Genomic DNA, 16,113 nt, shown 5'->3' with positions numbered 1-16,113 from the left:
GTTCGTGCCATGACCGAGGACGGCGCCGGGGCCCTGGCACAGCTGCTGAGGGCCCGGCCGCGGCTCGTGGACTCCGCGGTGGCCGCCGTCCTCGTCGCGCTCGGTGCCGGGCAGGTGATGGCCGGGGACGGCGCCGCGACAGCGCTGATCATCTCGGTCGCCATGACGGCGCCCGTCGCGTTGCGTCGCCGATGGCCCCTGCCGGCCGTACTGATCGGATGGTCGGCCCTCTTCGTCGGGGAGGGCCTGGGCGCGGACGTCACGAGCCAGGGCTACGCGCCCGTGATCGCGCTCATCCTCACCGTCTACTCGGTCGCCGTCCACGCCCCGCTCCGCAGGGCGCTCGTCGGCCTGGTCGCGGCTCTGGCCCTGGTGTGGGGCGCGATCCCGTTCGCCGCGTCACAGACAGTGGCCGACTTCGCGTTCACCGGTCTGATCACGCTCGCGCCCTGGCTCGCGGGCCGCACCATCCGGGACCGGCAGCTGCGCATCACCGAGCTGCGACGCCTGGCCCGCGAGCTGGAGCACGAGCGGGAGGAACGGGCCCGTGAGGCGAGGGACGCGGAGCGCTCCCGCATCGCCAGGGAGATGCACGACGTGCTCGCACACGCTGTCAGCGTGGTGGTGGTCCAGCTCGGCGCGGTCGAGCGCATCATGGAGTCCGATCCGGACAAGGCCCGCTCGATGGTCGCCTCGGTGCGCGCCACCGCCAAGTCCGCGCTCGCCGAGCTGCGGTTCCTGCTGGGCCTCGACGGCGTTCCCGCGGCCGGGCCCCGTCCCTCCCTGGCCCGGCTCGGCGACCTAGCCGACGACATGCGTGCCGCCGGCGTGCCGGTTGAGCTGACGGTCAGAGGTTCGGTCGGCGGGCTGCCACCGGCGGTCGACCTGGCCGCCTACCGGATCGTCCAGGAGTCCCTCACGAACGTCATGCGCCACGCCACGGGCGCACCCACCCGTGCCCTCGTGGTGGTGGACGAGGATGCCGTGCGTGTCACGGTCGAGAACGACGGCGCGGTCCGGCCCGCGTCGCGGGTGAACCCGCCCGAGCGGGCCGGCTACGGCCTGATCGGGATGGCGGAGCGGGCCCGGCTGTGCGGGGGCGACCTCGAGGCCGAGCCCCGGCCGGGCGGAGGCTTCCGCGTCCAGGCACGGCTACCCCTGGTGAGAGCTGTGAGCGTGGCATGATCCGGATCCTGCTGGCCGACGACCAGTCGCTCGTGCGTACCGGTTTCCGGCTCATCCTCGAGACCGAGGAAGATCTCGAAGTCGTGGGCGAGGCCGCCGACGGGCGGCAGGCGGTCGCCGCCGCCCGCGAGCTCCGGCCGGACCTCGTCCTCATGGACATCCGGATGCCTGTGCTCGACGGGATCGGCGCGACGCGTGAGCTGGCGAGGGCCGGCGCCACGGCCAAGGTCCTGGTGCTCACCACCTTCGACGACGATGCCCTCGTCCACGACGCGTTGCGCGCCGGCGCGAGCGGGTTTCTGCTCAAGGACGTGGACCCTCCCGACCTCGTCCATGCCTGCCGGACCGTCGTCCGTGACGAGGCGCTGCTCGCACCGGCCATCACCCGGAGGCTGATCGAACGCTTCCTCGCCACGCCGCCGCCGGGCCGCCCGCCGGCCGCGTTCTCCCGGCTGACGGCGCGCGAGCTCGAGGTGTTCACGCTGATGGCACGGGGTCTCGACAACCAGGAGGTCGCCGACCGGCTGGTGATCTCCGCTGCGACCGTCCGGACGCACATCACCCGCATACTCGCCAAGCTCGGCCTCCGTGACCGGGTGCACGCCGTAGTCCTGGGCTACGAGTCCGGGCTGGTCCGTCCCGGCGAGGGCGCCTGATCAGATCCAGGTCGGCAGCCACACGGAGCCCGTGGTCGTACGAGGGCTGACGGGGGAAGAATCAGGCTGACTGCGGTCCCGTGGCCCAGGAGATCATGCGGAATGCCGAGGCGGGACGGCGGCGATCGCAGCTGGTGACCTGCCTGGCCGTGGCTGCCGTAACTGCCGGGGCGGTTACACCGGTGCGGCGCTCGCCACGGCTCGGCGGGAACATTGCTGTCGCCAGACATCAGAATGCCCCGAACGATGATCTGTTCGGGGCATTCTTGCTGTTCAAGGCTGGTGGTCAGGGGCAGGGTCGAACTGCCGACCTTCCGCTTTTCAGGTGTAGCAATCGCCCTGCTTCCCAACTGCTACCAGGAGTCAGCCGACCGTCCGTGGTGCCCTGCGTGTGAGCTTGGTGGCCGACGTTGCCGTCAGCGTTGCCGTCACGGATCCCACGGTGCCCGATGGCAAGGACCGACGAAGTCGGTCCGCGGCAGCCGATCGCCCCGATCCGGACGGCGAGTACCGAAGTCAGCGATCGTCATGGCCTCAGCCGAACACTTCAATACGAGTACGAACTTGTGTCCAGGACGATCCACGCCAGCCGGCCCTTGGCCGGACGGGCTCCGCGCGGTCCCTCAGCCCATGATGGATCACCAATCGTCGGAGTTGAAGGTCTCCGGGTCGTGGGCAGTGTTCCAAATCGCCTCATCAGTCTGGGCGGCCTCGCGCTGATGCTGGCGGTTGCGGTACTCAGGAGTGCCGGGCGTCTTGGCCCTGATCCGCATGAACTTGCCCTGCCCGGCTCGCAGCTCTCGCTCCTCCTGCGTGACCTTAAGCTTCCGTCCCAGCTTCTCGGCCGCAGCTCGCTGGGAAGCGATCTCTCCCAACCTCCGTCGGATCCTGAGCTCTTCGGCGCTCGGCTGCGCAGGGTCAGGATTGGCCTGCTCGGACTTGGCTGGCTGACGCCGCTTCTGGGACTCCCCCTCGCCCGCTTTCTGAGACTTCCCCATGTCCATCATCGTGAAGAGGTCGAGGACCGATGTGGAGACGTCGTCAGACGGTTGTATCGGATCAGAAAGCTGTTTCGAGCATGACAGTAACCACGTCATTCTGCGGTATCCGAGCCACAGCGCAGGGTCGCCATGCACGAGCAACGGAAGCGACGCGGCAGCAAGAGCCGCACATCGTGTGCGTGCAGCTCCGCCCCTCACGGTTGCGCTCCCGCTCAGGAGAAGAGCGGATTTGCCACAAATCTCTCAGAAGAATCGTCCGCTGACGATGCAGGCATGGATGAGAGGTCTGTGAAACTATCCTTTGCATCCCCGCGTTTAAGGCAGCCGGTTTTAGGCTGGATTGTCCAGCCATCCTGAGTGAGGGTTTCGGTGATTACGCTGAGATCCAGCTCGTCGAGCATCCAGCCATTACGGATCGCTGTTCGCAGCATCTCTAGATAAAGATGGCTAGGCGTAGTCCCCTGGTTGCTGTTAGCAAGCTGGCGGACAGCGCGAGCGATCTCACCGTCGGGAATATGGGTCAGTGGCGCCGGGTCGCCCTCTGCTGCCACCATGGTGATAATGAGATCAAGCGTGGCAACGTGTTCAAAACCCGACGCAAGGCCCTTCACGGAACGCTGACCCTTGTTGAGAATCGTAAGGGATTCAGGAACGATCGCTAGTCCAGCATTGCGAATTGATCGCTGAACGAGCGCCCACATTCGTCCAGAGGAATTGCCGAAGACCACGCTAATGCTGCCACCCGGTCTTACGACTCGGCGGCACTCGGAGAGTGCTGACGTGATGAGATCCTCGTATCGACCGGCCGAACGTTTTCCGTCGCGACTGCGATCGACTACAGCCTCCTTCTCCACGTCAGAGAAGCCATCCAGCCATGCCTCTTGAAAGAGCGCCATATCGGCGTAGAAAAGGTTTGATCCAAAGGGCGGATCCGTAAAGACATAGTCTACGCTATTGTCTGGAAGGGGGATATTCTCGGCGCTGCTGATTTCATATGTCACATCTGGCCGAACTTCGGCCCCTGCTACATACTTCTTGCGAATGCCTGAGATCCACTCGTCGGATCGAGCTACGGCTGTCACCTTCCGAAGAAAGAGTTCGTACACATTCCATTCGTAAAATACAGGCGCGACGTAGTAGTTCGCGTTTGCAGCATTTAGTGGGCGCTGGCGCGACCATTGGTATCTCTTTGATGCGCGCGTGAGGCAAGCGGTAAACGCAAAAAAGAGCTTCCGACCAATCTGGTCGTCGGCAACCCTGCTTATCTCCTCTCGTAGTGTCGTTAGAACTGCGAGGTTACGCTCAGAGTAAAAGGATGCGACTGTGGTTAGGCCGCTCTTGCCCAGCGCGGACGCTTTGTACATTTGACGATCAGGCGTGATCTCAACACGCGGATAGGGCAGGCTCTCGATGTCAATTCCAAGTACGGGTCGCTGAGATGCCTGCTCAATCTGAGTCGACCGGCATCGGCAGTCGATATAGTCGAGGACTGGCTCCTCTCCCACTCGCCGGTTCCGGCTACTGACAGAGGCCGAGCAGCTCGGGCATACCATTTCCGGCTTCACCCAATTTGCCGCTTCCATTGCGCGGTAATAATTGACCGACACTCCGCACGAGCCGCACTGAACCATGATGGTCCAGACCGTTTTGACGAGATTACCCTGCCTTGAACACCGAAGACACTGAATCGCGTAGATATCCCCCAGCTGATTCTTGGAGCTTTCGACTACTTCTGTCGCATATTTAGCCAGGAGGTGACCGTCTACCAGGTTTACGTAATTGCTCCCTATATGCTGCCCTAGGACACTGATGTCATAGAGACGTGCAGACCGCCCTGTCATAGCGGCTGCAACGCCCGTCATTCCAGAGCCTGCAAAGGGGTCGAGAACGGTCTGGCCTGGCAACGCATGAGCCTCAATAAAGGGGATGATCGCAGGAACAGGGACCTTGGTCAGGTAGGCATGTGCCATGTAGGCAGGATCGCTCCTGCCTACGTTGAGCTCCTCCGTCATGCCCTCAATGTTACTCATAGTCTGTAGCCTCATCGTCTACATCGCCCTACCGTCGATCTTCGTGACCGAGCAGGGGCAGGCGAAGTTCCATCCCCAGCGGGTGGCGTTCGGCAACCGTGTACGCGAGCTCCGGGAGGCCGGGGGGCTCTCACAGGAGCAGCTTGCCGATCTCGCTGGCATCCACCGAACTTACATGTCCAGCGTAGAGCGTGGCCAGCGGAACCTGGGAATCGACAACATCCTTGCCATCGCTAAAGCTCTGGGAGTCTCGCCGGCTCGCCTCTTCGAGCAGAGCTGAGGGAGATACTGAATCGAGCTCAAAGAAGACAGCAGATTCAGACAACCCCGATGCCGCGCAAAAGAGGCGTGGGGAACTGTCTCAAGAGCTCATCTAGGTGCTTTAGCAGGCGTCCTACGGAGGACGTCTGCCGGGGACTCCAACGGGCGACGCAACATCGGCGATGACGATATATGCCATCACCGATGCTCCCGGCCATACTGTCTACTGTTTGACGGTTACGCGCTGCTACGGCAAATCTTCAGTCTCGAAAAGCCCTTGCTTAACGTAATCCGGCATAGGCAATTCGCCTTCGGGCCACACTCGAACTCCATTTTGCCTGATGAAATTCAGTGGAATCTTGGGGTTGTTCAGATGCGACGGGGCGCCACCGTCTACTCGGTTTTCCGCCTGCCGTATGAGCTTCTGTTCCCAATCGCTGAAATACCGCTCCAATGCTTGCGGCGTGATTTCATAGATTGCTTCAGGATGAGATTGATTGAATACGGCTACGATCCAGAGTCGAACAGATCGATAGCGCCGAAGGTTCTCAATCGTCAGTGTATGCTCGGTGGTAACGGAAAGGCTCGTCTTTCGCTTTCCGCTCGAACTAACCCGCGCTACGGTCTTTATCTCGTACTGATTTCCGTCATCATCGGCGGCATCATCGCCCGTCCGACCTAGCTTATGGAGGCCAAATAGCTTAAGAAGGAGCAGCTCTTTATATCCGCCATCGTCGAAAACGTTATGGATATTATATCCGGACGCCTCGCGTTGGAGTTGTGTCCCCAGCTCCACGATATCGCGAATATCGCCAGATGGAATCAAAAGCGATCTCTTGCGGCTCTCCGACGCTTCGCTGTCGATAGTCATGCACCGAAGAATTGTCGATCTTGCCCTAATCGTCCACAGACTATGAGTAACACTGTGCGCCGAGATGGGGCCGAGCACCCATTTTGTACCACGAGTCCATTTCCTAAGACTCGTTGGTTGAGAGCGCTGTACTGGCTGGCCGAAGAGAGTAGCTCGCCGTCGAAGTGAGCGGATATCGCACCAGCGCTTTTGCTAACCTCTCCTCGAACGTGTTACCACTGATGCGGCCTTTTTGCGGGCCAACGTACTGTCGCCAACGTGACGGGTGGCGTGGATCGCCGGCCAGCATCCAAACCTCGCGGATATCGCTATTGTGTGCGAGTCGATGGACCCATGCTATTTGTTCAGCCAGGATATTTGCATACCTACCGCGTACTACGCTCGTTCCCCATGCGAATAGAAGCTCGTGTGCACGACCCATTGAGGCCTCAATGGCTTCTCGTGACCTCATAATGTCGGCTACTTCGACACGGGCATCCCCTAGTGCATCCAGTCCCTTGGAAGGAATGTCCAATAGGTTGACAACCTCCAGGAGGTCGCACCCAATTACGGATAGCGCAGAGACTAAGTTTTTATAAGTTGGGGTTTGGACGGGAGTCCCCACGGGTGGATTCAAGAGCACCGCACACAAGGTGTGGTGTGCCACTTTCTGCTCGCTCACGTCTTCCTCAAATGTTATTCCACATCGTGCAGGCCTCGGAATACTGGATTGGATATGCCGAATGTGTTAAGGCTTGTCCACTCGGCTCATGTCTTCCCGCGCAATCAGGGCCAAGGCACCGTTTAGGACCGCTCCTCGTTTCCTACGCCACTGAGTTACCGTGTCTGGGCTGCTCCGCCTTGCGGGCGGCGTCCATGATCATTGGGTCAGCGCGTGGCGGCGCTGGCCGCGACCGGCCGGAGAGCCGTAGCGCGGCCAGCGACCGCCCGACGCGCGGCAGGCCGCCGCAGGCGGGCTGCCCTTGAAACCGTAGAGAAAGTTCTCATCGGGCCGTGAAACATCCCAGCCGACCTGGTGTTGCGGGGCCTGAGAAGAGTTTCGGTTGATGCTTGACGCTGGCGGCTTGTCGTGGCCAGATGACCCCCGCAAGTGCCATCCGGGGTACGGCGGTTCAGGGAACGAGCATGACTACTGTGGGGACACGATGGAGCCCTTGCCTGGCTTCGTGGTGATCAGCTCTCGTTCCCTGAGCGCTTCCATCGCCTTGCGGACGGTCACTCGTGCAACGTCGAACTCCTCCTGCAGCTTCACCTCAGAGATGAGAGTGAGGGGCGGGTAGGTACCGTCGCCGATGCGCTCGGCCACGACGTTGGCTATCTGCTCCCACTTGTAGAGCCGCGGGTCCCATTCGATCACGGGACGACTCTAGGTATCCCTACACCTAACGGCATAGAACAGGCATTGCTAAGAATGCTATAGACAGGCTAAGACAGGCTCAGATAAGTTGCGGCTATGGCGTTGGTGAGCGAGTGTTCAGGACCCCTCCGGGTGGGGCTCCGTTCGGGCGCTCCGGTCTGCTGGTCGGCAAGGACACGCCGTGCGACTAGAGACAGCTCCTCGCTCGCCAACGCCTGTTCATCGACCGCGACATCCGCCAGCTTCGCGCTGGCGATCGCGCGCCGCGAAGGACGGTGAGCCCGATGGCAGACTTCGGAGACTTCCACGGTATACATCCCGCCCCACCTCGATCTCATGCGATGTCAGTGAGGTGGCTCCCGGTCGAGCGGCGACAGACTCGGGTTCGGGTCGTGGCCTACACCTGCGAATGCCGGTCGCTGGTCTTCGAGCACTGCATGGCCGGCGGGCAGAGCTTCGTCCGGCGCTACGACCGGTCCGCCCCCTCCCCGAGCATCATGGAGAGCCCGCGGATGCGGGTGGTCGACGCCATGGCACTCTGGCGACAGCTCATGAACGGAGAAGCGAGGTAACGACACTCGGATCCGGCAAGCCGTGCACACGTAGCGTCACTTTTTGAAACCTGTTAGTGACGATCGTTTCCGCAGGTCGAAGGCTGACCTGCGGTTTCGCATGCCCGCCGACTGGCAGTTTTTCTGCCAGTGACGCAGGTCACCCGTCTTATCGTCGAAGCAAGCGACGACGAGAAGGAGGGGCGGCGACGTGGCAACAGAGTACGTGACGCAGGGCCAGCGGATCGCGCGGGCTCGTCACCGCAAGGGCTGGGATCAGGCAACCCTCGCCGAGAAGGTCGGCCGATCTGTCTCCTGGCTGTCGAAGGTGGAGAACGGCCGGATGCCGCTGGACCGAATGAGCGTGGTGGGCCAGCTCGCCGATGTGCTCGGGGTGGAGGTCGCCGAGCTGACCGGCCAGCCGTACCGGCACGAGACGACGGAGCTCGACTCCGGGCACGCGGCTGTTCCGGCGCTTCGGCTCGCGCTTCAGCAGGCGTCGCTGCCTAGTGGGATCGGGCTGCCGGCGCACGGGGAGCCACGGACGTTGCAGGAGTTGGAGGCGAACGTCCGCCTGGCCGAGCAGCTTCGTCAGGACGCCAAGTTCACCGCTCTCGGTGAGGTGCTTCCCAGGATCCTCACCGACCTGATCGCGATCGTCAACGACTCCACAGCCGATCGCGACCGGGCCGAGGCGCTGATGCTGCGGGCCTGCCACATGGCGCGGGTGTCGTCGAACCTGCTCGGACATCATGATCTCGGCTGGACGGCGGTACAGCGCGAACTCGTCGCCGCACAGCACGTCGGCTCACCCGATCTGATCGCGGCGGCAAGCTGGGACCTGTGTGGGGTGTGGCTGCACGAGGCGCAGCTCGCCCCTGCCAAGGACGCGGCCCTGTCGGCGTTGGACCAGATCGAGCCGTACGTGAGCGGAGACGACACGATCAAGGCGATGTGGGGCGCCCTGCACCTACGAGCCGCCGTGGCGTACTCCCGGCTGTGGGATCAGAGAGAGGCGGAGAGCCATCTGGAGGAGGCTCGCCGCGTCGCTGAGGTCCTGCCACGCGACGGCAACGCGTTCCAGACCCAGTTCAACCGGGTCAACACCACGATTCACGCCGTCGAGGTCAGCATGGAGCTGGGCCGGCCGCGGGAGGTCATCACTCGGGCCGAACACGTCGAGATCGCCGAGATCGCCTCATCCGAACGCCAGGCTCACTACTGGACCTGCACCGCGGCGGGCTACCACATGAACAGAAAGGACAACGAAGCCGCAGACGCTCTGCTCCGTGCCGACCGGATCGCGCCTCAGCACGTCCGGAACCGTCCGTTGGTCCGCAACATCGTGCGCGACCTGCGAGACAGCGGCAAGCTGCATCGTCAGCGCGAGATCCTCAACCTCGCCAAGGTGATGCGGCTGCTCTGAGCACGACAAACGGAGGGCTATCCGCGCAATAGCTCCCCACCCAACAGGTAACCCGGGGGCGCTTCGGCGTCCTGCCTAGACAATGGGGTGGTACGTGGGTCTCAGCGAGACTGAACGACAGATCTTGCTTCGCGAGCTGGCGGAGATCACGGTCGATCTGGCCGATCTTCAACGGCGGGCGATCAGGATCTCTTCTCGGCTTGATCAGGGCGAGTCCGAGCGTCTAGCTCGTCCAGCCTGACCGTCAGCTTGTTCATGTGCTGGCGGATCTCGCGCAGTTGCTCGGAGAGGATGCGGAACTCCTCGCTGTGCTCACCGGAGGCGGGGACGTCCTCGCCGTCGTCGGGGGTGCGGGTGACGAAGCTGCCCGCCCCCTGGCGAGTCTCGATGAGTCCTTCGTCGCGAAGTACGGCCAGGGCGTTGCCAATGGTCATCATGGCCACGCTGTACTTCTCGGACAGCTCGCGCGCCACGGGGAGCTGCTCCCCCACTGCATACCGGCCTGAGGCGATGTCGCGCCGAATGTCCTCGGCAATCCTCAGGTACGGCCGGCGCCGGTCAGCGGTTGCCATGACTCAACTGTAGACGTTCTAGATGCCTAGGTCTCTGGGCAACCTGTAAGGAATGTCGAAGCGATTCAGCTATCTCGGTTTACAGAACTAGATACCTAGGTATCTTTGTAGCTAGCACAGTCACTCTGAAGGAGACCAGCTCCCGTGCGTACCATCCCGATCCCCGTCGACACCTCCAAGCTCGTCATCACCTGCGTGAAGGCCCCGAAGCCGCGTCTGGTCAACAAGGACACCGGCGAGATCAAGACCGACAAGAACGGCAACACCGTCTACGAGATCACCGTCTCGGTGGAAGACGAGTTCGGCCGGATCGAACTCGTCAAGATCGGCACCTCCGGGGAACCCCCGATCGCCGCCGGTCAGCAGGTCAACCCGACCGGCCTGGTCGGCTACGTCTGGGAGATCGCCGGCCGCTGGGGCATCTCCTACCGCGCCGCCGCCCTCCTGCCGGTGGACACGGAGCCGCTCCGTGTCTGACACCACGCTCCTCGCGCTCGGAGTCCTGGCCGCTTCGGCGGCCGGGCTCTGGGCCTGGCGCCGCTGGCACTACCCGTCGTTCTGGCTCGTGGCCGCCTTCCCGCTGGTCGCGATCAGCGTACGGGCGAGCTGGCGCAAGGTCGCCCTCGGCTGCGGGCTGACCAAGAAGCGGCAGCGCTTCTGGTTCACCACCGTTCCCGGCCTGGTCGCCTCGACCGGCGTCGTCCGGGTGCGGCGCAAGTGGCAGCGCATCGCCGTGGACACCAAGCCCTTCATGTGGCTGCCAAAGCCCACCCGCTACGGCTGGCGCGTCACCTTGCACACCCTGGAAGGCCAGATCCCCGCCGATTACGCCGACGCCGCCGAACGGCTCGCCCACTCCTGGGGCGTGCACGCGATCCGCGTCTCCTCCCCTCGGCCGGGACGGGTCGTTCTGGCCGCCACCGTTCGCGACCCGCTCGTCCGGGTCGAGACCCTGCCCACCTCGCCCGAACTGCTCAAGGTCACCGTGGGCCGTCTGGAGACCGGTGGCCCCTGGACCATCGACTTCAGGACCGTCCCACACTGGCTCAACGCCGGAGCGACCCAATCCGGCAAGTCCAACCTCGCCAACGCCCTGGTCCAAGGGCTGGCTCCGCAACCGGTCGCCCTGGTCGGCTTCGACCTGAAGGGTGGCGTGGAGTTCACCCCGTACAGCCCTCGCCTGTCGGCGCTGGGCACCACACGAGCTGAATGCGTCGCCCTGCTGGACGACCTCGTCAGTCTGATGACCGGCCGAATGGCCCAGTGCCGGGAGGCCGGCGCCCGCAACATCTGGCAACTGACCGACGATCAACGGCCCGTGCCCGTCGTCGTCCTGGTCGACGAACTGGCCGAGCTGTACCTGATGGCCGACAAGAGCGAGAAAGACGAGATCGCCAAGACCTCGACGGCCCTGCTGCGGGTCGCCCAGCTCGGTCGGGCGTTCGGCATCTACCTGTTCTGCTGCGGCCAGCGCATCGGCTCCGACCTCGGCCCTGGCGTCACCGCTCTGCGTGCCCAGTGCTCCGGACGGATCTGCCACCGCGTCAACGACCCTGAGACCGCCACCATGACGCTCGGCGACCTCGACCCGGCCGCCTTGGCCTCGGCTCGCGCCATCCCCGCCGAGACGCCCGGCGTCGCCATTGTCGCCTCGCAGGACGGCCAGTGGTACCGCGCCCGCTCCTACTACGTCAGCGAACAAGCCGCCGAACTCGCCGCCGCGACCTACGCCGACCGCTCACCGGCCTGGGCCGACGTCGTCGCCGGCCACTCCGCCCGCGTGAGCGACACCGATCTCGCGGAGTTCCTCAGCTCCATCCCTGACCCAAGAGAGGCCTGAAACCGATGCGACGCCTCGCCCGTTGGCTGCTGGACACCGGCCCCGTCCTCGTCCTGGCCCTCATCGCCGGAGCCGGGTCCTTCACCCACATCCGCGACACCGCCAGGGACCACGGACAGTCCGGCTGGATGGCCTGGGCGATCGCCGTCTGCATCGACCTCACCTGTGTCATGGCCGCCCGCGAACGTCAACGCGACAAGAGAACCGCCCGCGTACGACGCGGCCTGATCTCCTGGCCCGTCCTCGTCCTGACCGGAGGAATCATCCTGTCCCTGGCCGCCAACCTGCAACAAGCCGACCCGACCGTCTGGGGCTGGATCACCGCAGCCACCCCGGCAGCCGCCTTCCTCGTCGCCGTCTCCATGCTCGAACACCGGACGTCCGCTCCCCGTCCCGACTCGTCTCCAGACGTCTTCGGGACGTCTCCGGAGGACGTCCCCGCGCCCCCGCCGCGTCCCGACGCACCCGTAGCCGTCGCGGTCACAGACCGTCCCGCTCTCGTCCCCGCCCAGGACCGCCAGGACGAGCGCCCCGGACCGTCCCCGGCACTCGTCGACTACGCGCGCCGCGTCGCCGACGAACACCACACCCGGCACGGCAGGCCGATCACCGCCGACGTTCTCCGCGCCCGCCTCGGCGTGTCCAGCCAACTCGCCTCCGACCTGTTCCACACCTTGCACACCGTCCCGGAAACCATCTGAAAGGCGCACCACCATGAACAACGACCGAGACGCCCTCATCGCCGGCCTCATCGCCATGGCGGGCTTCCTCAAGACCCACCCTCAGATACCGACCTCGATAGCACCCGTCACCATCCGCGCCTTCCCCACCCGCGGCTCCGACGACGACATGCGCGCCGAGGTCGACCGGGTCGCCGCACTGCTCGGCACGGAGATCGACTCCCACCACCTGCCCTATGACCACTACATGACCGGCATCGGCTTCGGACCGGTCCGCTACGAGTTCATCGCCATCCTCGCCGCCGCCCGCGCCCGCCACGCCGCCGACGACAGCTACCGCGGCTGCGTCCAGATCGACAGCACCCAGGAGCGCTGACCATGCGCATCCGCCTCGAAGGCAACCGCGCCGAACTCACCCTCGGCATGATCCACCTGCGCCAGATCTTCACCGTCACCAGCATGTCGCGGGCCTTCCCCGACCGGAGCCGGCCGCGGAACTACCGCCTCTACGTCACCATCACCCCGCGCAAGGACCACCGACCATGACGACCGAAGATCCCTGGACCGACTGGCCCGACATCCTCGCCGCCGTCCCACTCGCCTACGGCCGTTGCTGCACCTGCAACGGAACGGGCCTCAACGGTAACGGCGGCACCTGCCGCGACTGCGACGGCACCGGCATCGACAACCACGGCGCATAGCCGAGATCCCCTCACCTGGCCACACAACCGCCAAGTTCCGCGCCAGGTGAGGGGCCATCCCACTCCAGAACGCATCCGGACAGGACGGATCCATCTTGCACCACCCACACGCCATAGCCGGGATGATCTCCCGACTCCACGACCCGAACTACGACCGCTGGGCCTCCCAGATCAAGCGCACCGGCGGCTGCCGTCAGCCGATCCACCTGCGCGGCAAGGTCGAACACTACGACCAGGCCACCGGCCACCTCCTGCACCGCTACAGCACCAACCAGGAGCCGAACGGCGTTCTGCGCGTCCCGTGCAAGACCCGCCGCGCCTCCCGCTGCCCGGCCTGCGCCGAGGTCTACCGCGCCGACACCTACCAGCTCGTCCGCGCCGGCCTCGTCGGCGGCAAGGGCGTCCCGGAAACGGTCTCGGCGCACCCGTGCCTGTTCGTGACCCTCACCGCGCCGTCCTTCGGAGCCGTACACGCGCGGCGGGAGAAGAACGGCAAGGTCCTGCCCTGCCACGCCCGCCGCGACGCCGAGACCTGCCCGCACGGACTGGTCATGTCCTGCACCGAACGGCACGGCGCCGACGATCCGCGCCTCGGCGAACCGCTGTGCCCCGACTGCTACGACTACGACGGCTCGGTCCTGTTCAACGCCATCAGCCCCGAACTCTGGCGCCGCTTCACCCTCGCCCTGCGCCGCCGCTTCGCCCGCCTCAACGGCCTGACCGTCAAGGCCCTGCGCGAACACGTCAGCATCGCCTTCGCCAAGGTCGCCGAATACCAGCGTCGTGGCGTCGTCCACTTCCACGCCGTCATCCGCCTCGACGGACCCGACGGTCCCGGCTCGCCACCGCCGGCCTGGGCGACAGTCGACGCCCTGGCCCAAGCCGTCCAGCATGCAGCGGCAGCTGTCACCGCCGAGATCAAGCCGCTGGCTCGAACGTTCCGCTGGGGCACACAACTCGACGTCCGCCCCATCACCATGGACGGCGACCTCACCGAACAGGCCGTCGCCGCTTACATCGCCAAGTACGCCACCAAGGCCGCCGAATGCGTCGGCACCCTCGACCGCCGCATCCAACCTCTCGACAACCTAGAAGCACTGCCCGTCCGCGACCACGCCCGCCGGCTGATCGCTGCCTGCATGCGTCTCGGCGAGAACCCGGCCCTGGCCGACCTGCGGCTCGTCCAATGGGCCCACATGCTCGGCTTCCGCGGTCACTTCTCCACCAAGAGCCGCCGCTACTCCACCACTCTCGGCGAACTCCGTGCCGCCCGCGAAGAACACATGCGCGCCGAAAAGATCACCACGGGACGGCTCCCCCTCTTCGACGAGGACACCGTCTTGGTCGTCGCCCACTGGCAGTACGCCGGACAAGGACTCTCCGCCGGTGACCAGCTCCTCGCCGCCGCCATCACCGGCACACCGCTCGCAGATTCGCTCCGCTCGGAGGCCGCCCATGAATGACCTCGTGTTCACCGTCGACGAGGCCGCCGAGCGGCTCCGCGTCAGCCGGTGGACCCTCTACGCCCTGATCCGCTCCAACCAGCTCCGCAGCTTCAAGGTCGGCCGCCGCCGCCTCATCGAGGCCGAAGCCCTGACCGAGTGCATCAAGACCCTGGCAGAGGTGGCCTGATGACCAAGACCATGCTCGACACCCCTGACGAGGAACCCCGACGCCGGACCAATCGCCGTTCCCGTAAACGCTCGAACGGCGAAGGGACGATCTATCAGCGGAAGGACGGCCGTTGGGAAGGGGCCGCCTTCGTCCTCACGACGGCTGGCACATACAAGCGCGTCCGCGCGTATGGCCGGACCCACGAGGAAGCTCGCAAGAAGCTCACCAAGCTGATCGCACAAGCTGACCAGGGCATCCCCGTCGCCTCGGAAAGCTGGACGCTGGCCGAGTTCCTTACCTACTGGCTCCAGCACATCGTCAAGGAGGAGCGGCGGCCCAAGACCTACCAGGGCTATGAGGGCGTCGTCCGCCTCCACCTCATCCCCGGCCTGGGCAAGAAGCGTCTCGGCAAGCTGGCCGCTCAGGATGTCCGGGTCTTCATCAACCGGGTTCGTAAGGAATGCCAGTGCTGCAAGCACGGATGGGATACCTCCCGCGAGCGGCCCGCGTGCTGCGCTCTCAAGGCCCCGAAATGCTGCGAGTCGTATCTGTCCACGCGGATGATCCAGTCCATCCACGCGGTTCTCCGGAACGCACTCGAACGGGCTGTACGCGAGGAGATCATTCCGCGAAACGTCTCGAAGCTCGTCACGGTCTCCGTGCCCTCATACAAGGTCAACCGTGGTCTCACGGCCGGGCAGGCGCGACGCGTTCTGAGGGTATCTCGCGAGGATCGGTTCCACGCGCTGTACGTCCTGGCGCTCTGCCTCGGCCTGCGGCGCGGGGAACTGCTCGGCCTTCGATGGGAGGACGTCGACCTCGACGCGGGCACATTGGAGGTGGTCCAGACTCTCCAACGCGTCGGAGGCGAGCTCCGGTTCGTCCGTCCCAAGACGGAGAACTCCGAGCGTACGATCCCGCTGCCCGAGATCTGCGTCGACGCTCTCAAGGGACACCGCCGGCGGCAGCTCGCCGAGCGGTCAGACGCCTGGCCTGACTGGGAGGATCACGGGCTCGTCTTCCCGTCCCGGCGCGGAACGCCGATGGAGCCCGACAATCTCCGCCGAAGCTGGGGAGCCGTCCGCAAGGCCGCCGGCCTCGCTGAGATGCGACTTCACGACATGAGGCACACCTGTGTGAGCCTCCTCCTGGACCTCGGCGTCCCACCGCACATCGTCCGGGAGATCGTCGGCCACAGCGACATCGAGGTCACCATGACGATCTACGCGCACGCCTCACTGGACGAGAAGCGCAAGGCTCTTAGGAAACTGGGAGAGGCCCTGGCGTAGGGAAGACCAGAGGACGAGAAGAGGTGCCCATGGTGACTCTGGGCAACTCTAGTTGTTTCAAGAGCATGTCAACTCGGGC

Annotated in this window: 20 protein-coding genes; 14 read left to right on the top strand and 6 right to left on the bottom strand. The window is 64.8% G+C overall.

From position 1 onward, the window contains the following. Positions 1-9: 9 nt before the first annotated feature. Positions 10-1,185, top strand: a complete 1,176-nt coding sequence (locus BMW85_RS15455; RefSeq protein WP_143082298.1) for a sensor histidine kinase — start codon at positions 10-12, stop codon at positions 1,183-1,185. Continuing rightward, positions 1,182-1,841: a response regulator gene (locus BMW85_RS15450; RefSeq protein ID WP_091081754.1), complete on the top strand. Its 660-nt coding sequence runs from the start codon at positions 1,182-1,184 to the stop codon at positions 1,839-1,841. The genes BMW85_RS15455 and BMW85_RS15450 overlap by 4 nt, the downstream gene beginning before the upstream one ends. 638 nt (positions 1,842-2,479) lie before the next feature. Here the strand turns inward: BMW85_RS15450 and BMW85_RS15445 are convergent. Together BMW85_RS15445 and BMW85_RS15440 are read right to left on the bottom strand one after the other, a co-directional pair. Further along, the gene (locus BMW85_RS15445) at positions 2,480-2,938 is read right to left on the bottom strand and encodes a hypothetical protein (RefSeq protein WP_091081753.1); all 459 of its coding nucleotides are present in this window, start codon (positions 2,936-2,938) and stop codon (positions 2,480-2,482) included. Positions 2,939-3,054: 116 nt separating this feature from the next. Further along, positions 3,055-4,854, bottom strand: coding sequence for a DNA methyltransferase (locus tag BMW85_RS15440; protein WP_218155791.1), 1,800 nt, complete (start codon positions 4,852-4,854; stop codon positions 3,055-3,057). 7 nt (positions 4,855-4,861) lie between these two features. On the opposite strand from BMW85_RS15440, the gene BMW85_RS15435 reads away from it, so the two are divergent. After that, positions 4,862-5,152 carry a helix-turn-helix domain-containing protein gene (locus BMW85_RS15435; RefSeq protein ID WP_218155790.1) on the top strand — a complete coding sequence of 97 codons (291 nt, stop codon included), beginning with the start codon at positions 4,862-4,864 and terminating at the stop codon, positions 5,150-5,152. Positions 5,153-5,380: 228 nt separating this feature from the next. On the opposite strand, the gene BMW85_RS48455 is transcribed toward BMW85_RS15435, so the two are convergent. The 3 genes from BMW85_RS48455 to BMW85_RS15425 form a co-directional block, all read right to left on the bottom strand. After that, entirely contained in the window at positions 5,381-6,004 is a 624-nt protein-coding gene (locus BMW85_RS48455; RefSeq protein WP_143082297.1) for a PDDEXK family nuclease, read from the bottom strand. A 103-nt stretch (positions 6,005-6,107) separates the two neighbouring features. After that, the gene (locus BMW85_RS52540; RefSeq protein ID WP_425434337.1) at positions 6,108-6,650 is read right to left on the bottom strand and encodes a DUF1643 domain-containing protein; all 543 of its coding nucleotides are present in this window, start codon (positions 6,648-6,650) and stop codon (positions 6,108-6,110) included. A 483-nt stretch (positions 6,651-7,133) separates the two neighbouring features. After that, positions 7,134-7,361 (bottom strand): GntR family transcriptional regulator, encoded by a 228-nt coding sequence (locus BMW85_RS15425; protein ID WP_091081748.1) that lies wholly within the window; start codon positions 7,359-7,361, stop codon positions 7,134-7,136. A 392-nt stretch (positions 7,362-7,753) separates the two neighbouring features. Between BMW85_RS15425 and BMW85_RS15420 the strand changes: the two genes are divergently transcribed. Then, positions 7,754-7,933 (top strand): hypothetical protein, encoded by a 180-nt coding sequence (locus tag BMW85_RS15420; RefSeq protein ID WP_143082296.1) that lies wholly within the window; start codon positions 7,754-7,756, stop codon positions 7,931-7,933. A 190-nt stretch (positions 7,934-8,123) separates the two neighbouring features. After that, on the top strand, positions 8,124-9,338 hold the full coding sequence (locus BMW85_RS15415) for a helix-turn-helix domain-containing protein (RefSeq protein WP_091081745.1): 1,215 nt from the start codon (positions 8,124-8,126) through the stop codon (positions 9,336-9,338). A gap of 182 nt (positions 9,339-9,520) precedes the next feature. On the opposite strand, the gene BMW85_RS15410 is transcribed toward BMW85_RS15415, so the two are convergent. Next, entirely contained in the window at positions 9,521-9,910 is a 390-nt protein-coding gene (locus BMW85_RS15410) for a GntR family transcriptional regulator (protein WP_091081743.1), read from the bottom strand. 144 nt (positions 9,911-10,054) lie between these two features. On the opposite strand from BMW85_RS15410, the gene BMW85_RS15405 reads away from it, so the two are divergent. The 9 genes from BMW85_RS15405 (at position 10,055) to BMW85_RS15375 (ending at position 16,034) form a co-directional block, all read left to right on the top strand. Beyond that, the gene (locus BMW85_RS15405) at positions 10,055-10,387 is read left to right on the top strand and encodes an SCO3933 family regulatory protein (RefSeq protein ID WP_091081742.1); all 333 of its coding nucleotides are present in this window, start codon (positions 10,055-10,057) and stop codon (positions 10,385-10,387) included. Continuing rightward, positions 10,380-11,750, top strand: a complete 1,371-nt coding sequence (locus BMW85_RS15400) for an FtsK/SpoIIIE domain-containing protein (protein ID WP_091081740.1) — start codon at positions 10,380-10,382, stop codon at positions 11,748-11,750. Before BMW85_RS15405 ends, BMW85_RS15400 begins: the two co-directional genes overlap by 8 nt. Before the next feature lie 5 nt (positions 11,751-11,755). Then, on the top strand, positions 11,756-12,451 hold the full coding sequence (locus BMW85_RS15395; protein WP_091081739.1) for a DUF2637 domain-containing protein: 696 nt from the start codon (positions 11,756-11,758) through the stop codon (positions 12,449-12,451). 13 nt (positions 12,452-12,464) lie between these two features. After that, positions 12,465-12,806 (top strand): hypothetical protein, encoded by a 342-nt coding sequence (locus BMW85_RS15390; protein ID WP_091081737.1) that lies wholly within the window; start codon positions 12,465-12,467, stop codon positions 12,804-12,806. Between the two features lie 2 nt (positions 12,807-12,808). Continuing rightward, positions 12,809-12,976 (top strand): hypothetical protein, encoded by a 168-nt coding sequence (locus tag BMW85_RS49585; protein ID WP_177240695.1) that lies wholly within the window; start codon positions 12,809-12,811, stop codon positions 12,974-12,976. Then, on the top strand, positions 12,973-13,131 hold the full coding sequence (locus BMW85_RS49580) for a hypothetical protein (RefSeq protein WP_177240694.1): 159 nt from the start codon (positions 12,973-12,975) through the stop codon (positions 13,129-13,131). Before BMW85_RS49585 ends, BMW85_RS49580 begins: the two co-directional genes overlap by 4 nt. A 122-nt stretch (positions 13,132-13,253) precedes the next feature. Further along, positions 13,254-14,594, top strand: a complete 1,341-nt coding sequence (locus BMW85_RS15385; protein WP_091081736.1) for a replication initiator — start codon at positions 13,254-13,256, stop codon at positions 14,592-14,594. Next, positions 14,587-14,763: an excisionase family DNA-binding protein gene (locus BMW85_RS15380; RefSeq protein WP_091081734.1), complete on the top strand. Its 177-nt coding sequence runs from the start codon at positions 14,587-14,589 to the stop codon at positions 14,761-14,763. Before BMW85_RS15385 ends, BMW85_RS15380 begins: the two co-directional genes overlap by 8 nt. Next, positions 14,763-16,034: a site-specific integrase gene (locus BMW85_RS15375; protein ID WP_091081733.1), complete on the top strand. Its 1,272-nt coding sequence runs from the start codon at positions 14,763-14,765 to the stop codon at positions 16,032-16,034. Before BMW85_RS15380 ends, BMW85_RS15375 begins: the two co-directional genes overlap by 1 nt. Positions 16,035-16,113 lie beyond the last annotated feature (79 nt).

Source organism: Nonomuraea wenchangensis, assembly GCF_900111685.1.
GTDB classification, from domain to species: Bacteria; Actinomycetota; Actinomycetes; order Streptosporangiales; family Streptosporangiaceae; genus Nonomuraea; species Nonomuraea wenchangensis.
The sequence above is the reverse complement of the archived record's forward strand: the minus strand, read 5'-3'. Positions and strand labels throughout refer to the sequence as shown.

Bases quoted from the DNA above. Each gene is read 5' to 3' on its own strand.
- BMW85_RS15455 (WP_143082298.1), top strand. From the start codon at position 10: ATGACCGAGGACGGCGCCGGGGCCCTGGCACAGCTGCTGAGGGCCCGG.
- BMW85_RS15450 (WP_091081754.1), top strand. From the start codon at position 1,182: ATGATCCGGATCCTGCTGGCCGACGACCAGTCGCTCGTGCGTACCGGT.
- BMW85_RS15445 (WP_091081753.1), bottom strand. From the start codon at position 2,938: ATGACGTGGTTACTGTCATGCTCGAAACAGCTTTCTGATCCGATACAA.
- BMW85_RS15440 (WP_218155791.1), bottom strand. From the start codon at position 4,854: ATGACGGAGGAGCTCAACGTAGGCAGGAGCGATCCTGCCTACATGGCA.
- BMW85_RS15435 (WP_218155790.1), top strand. From the start codon at position 4,862: ATGTTACTCATAGTCTGTAGCCTCATCGTCTACATCGCCCTACCGTCG.
- BMW85_RS48455 (WP_143082297.1), bottom strand. From the start codon at position 6,004: ATGACTATCGACAGCGAAGCGTCGGAGAGCCGCAAGAGATCGCTTTTG.
- BMW85_RS15410 (WP_091081743.1), bottom strand. From the start codon at position 9,910: ATGGCAACCGCTGACCGGCGCCGGCCGTACCTGAGGATTGCCGAGGAC.
- BMW85_RS15395 (WP_091081739.1), top strand. From the start codon at position 11,756: ATGCGACGCCTCGCCCGTTGGCTGCTGGACACCGGCCCCGTCCTCGTC.
- BMW85_RS15390 (WP_091081737.1), top strand. From the start codon at position 12,465: ATGAACAACGACCGAGACGCCCTCATCGCCGGCCTCATCGCCATGGCG.
- BMW85_RS49585 (WP_177240695.1), top strand. From the start codon at position 12,809: ATGCGCATCCGCCTCGAAGGCAACCGCGCCGAACTCACCCTCGGCATG.
- BMW85_RS49580 (WP_177240694.1), top strand. From the start codon at position 12,973: ATGACGACCGAAGATCCCTGGACCGACTGGCCCGACATCCTCGCCGCC.
- BMW85_RS15385 (WP_091081736.1), top strand. From the start codon at position 13,254: ATGATCTCCCGACTCCACGACCCGAACTACGACCGCTGGGCCTCCCAG.
- BMW85_RS15380 (WP_091081734.1), top strand. From the start codon at position 14,587: ATGAATGACCTCGTGTTCACCGTCGACGAGGCCGCCGAGCGGCTCCGC.
- BMW85_RS15375 (WP_091081733.1), top strand. From the start codon at position 14,763: ATGACCAAGACCATGCTCGACACCCCTGACGAGGAACCCCGACGCCGG.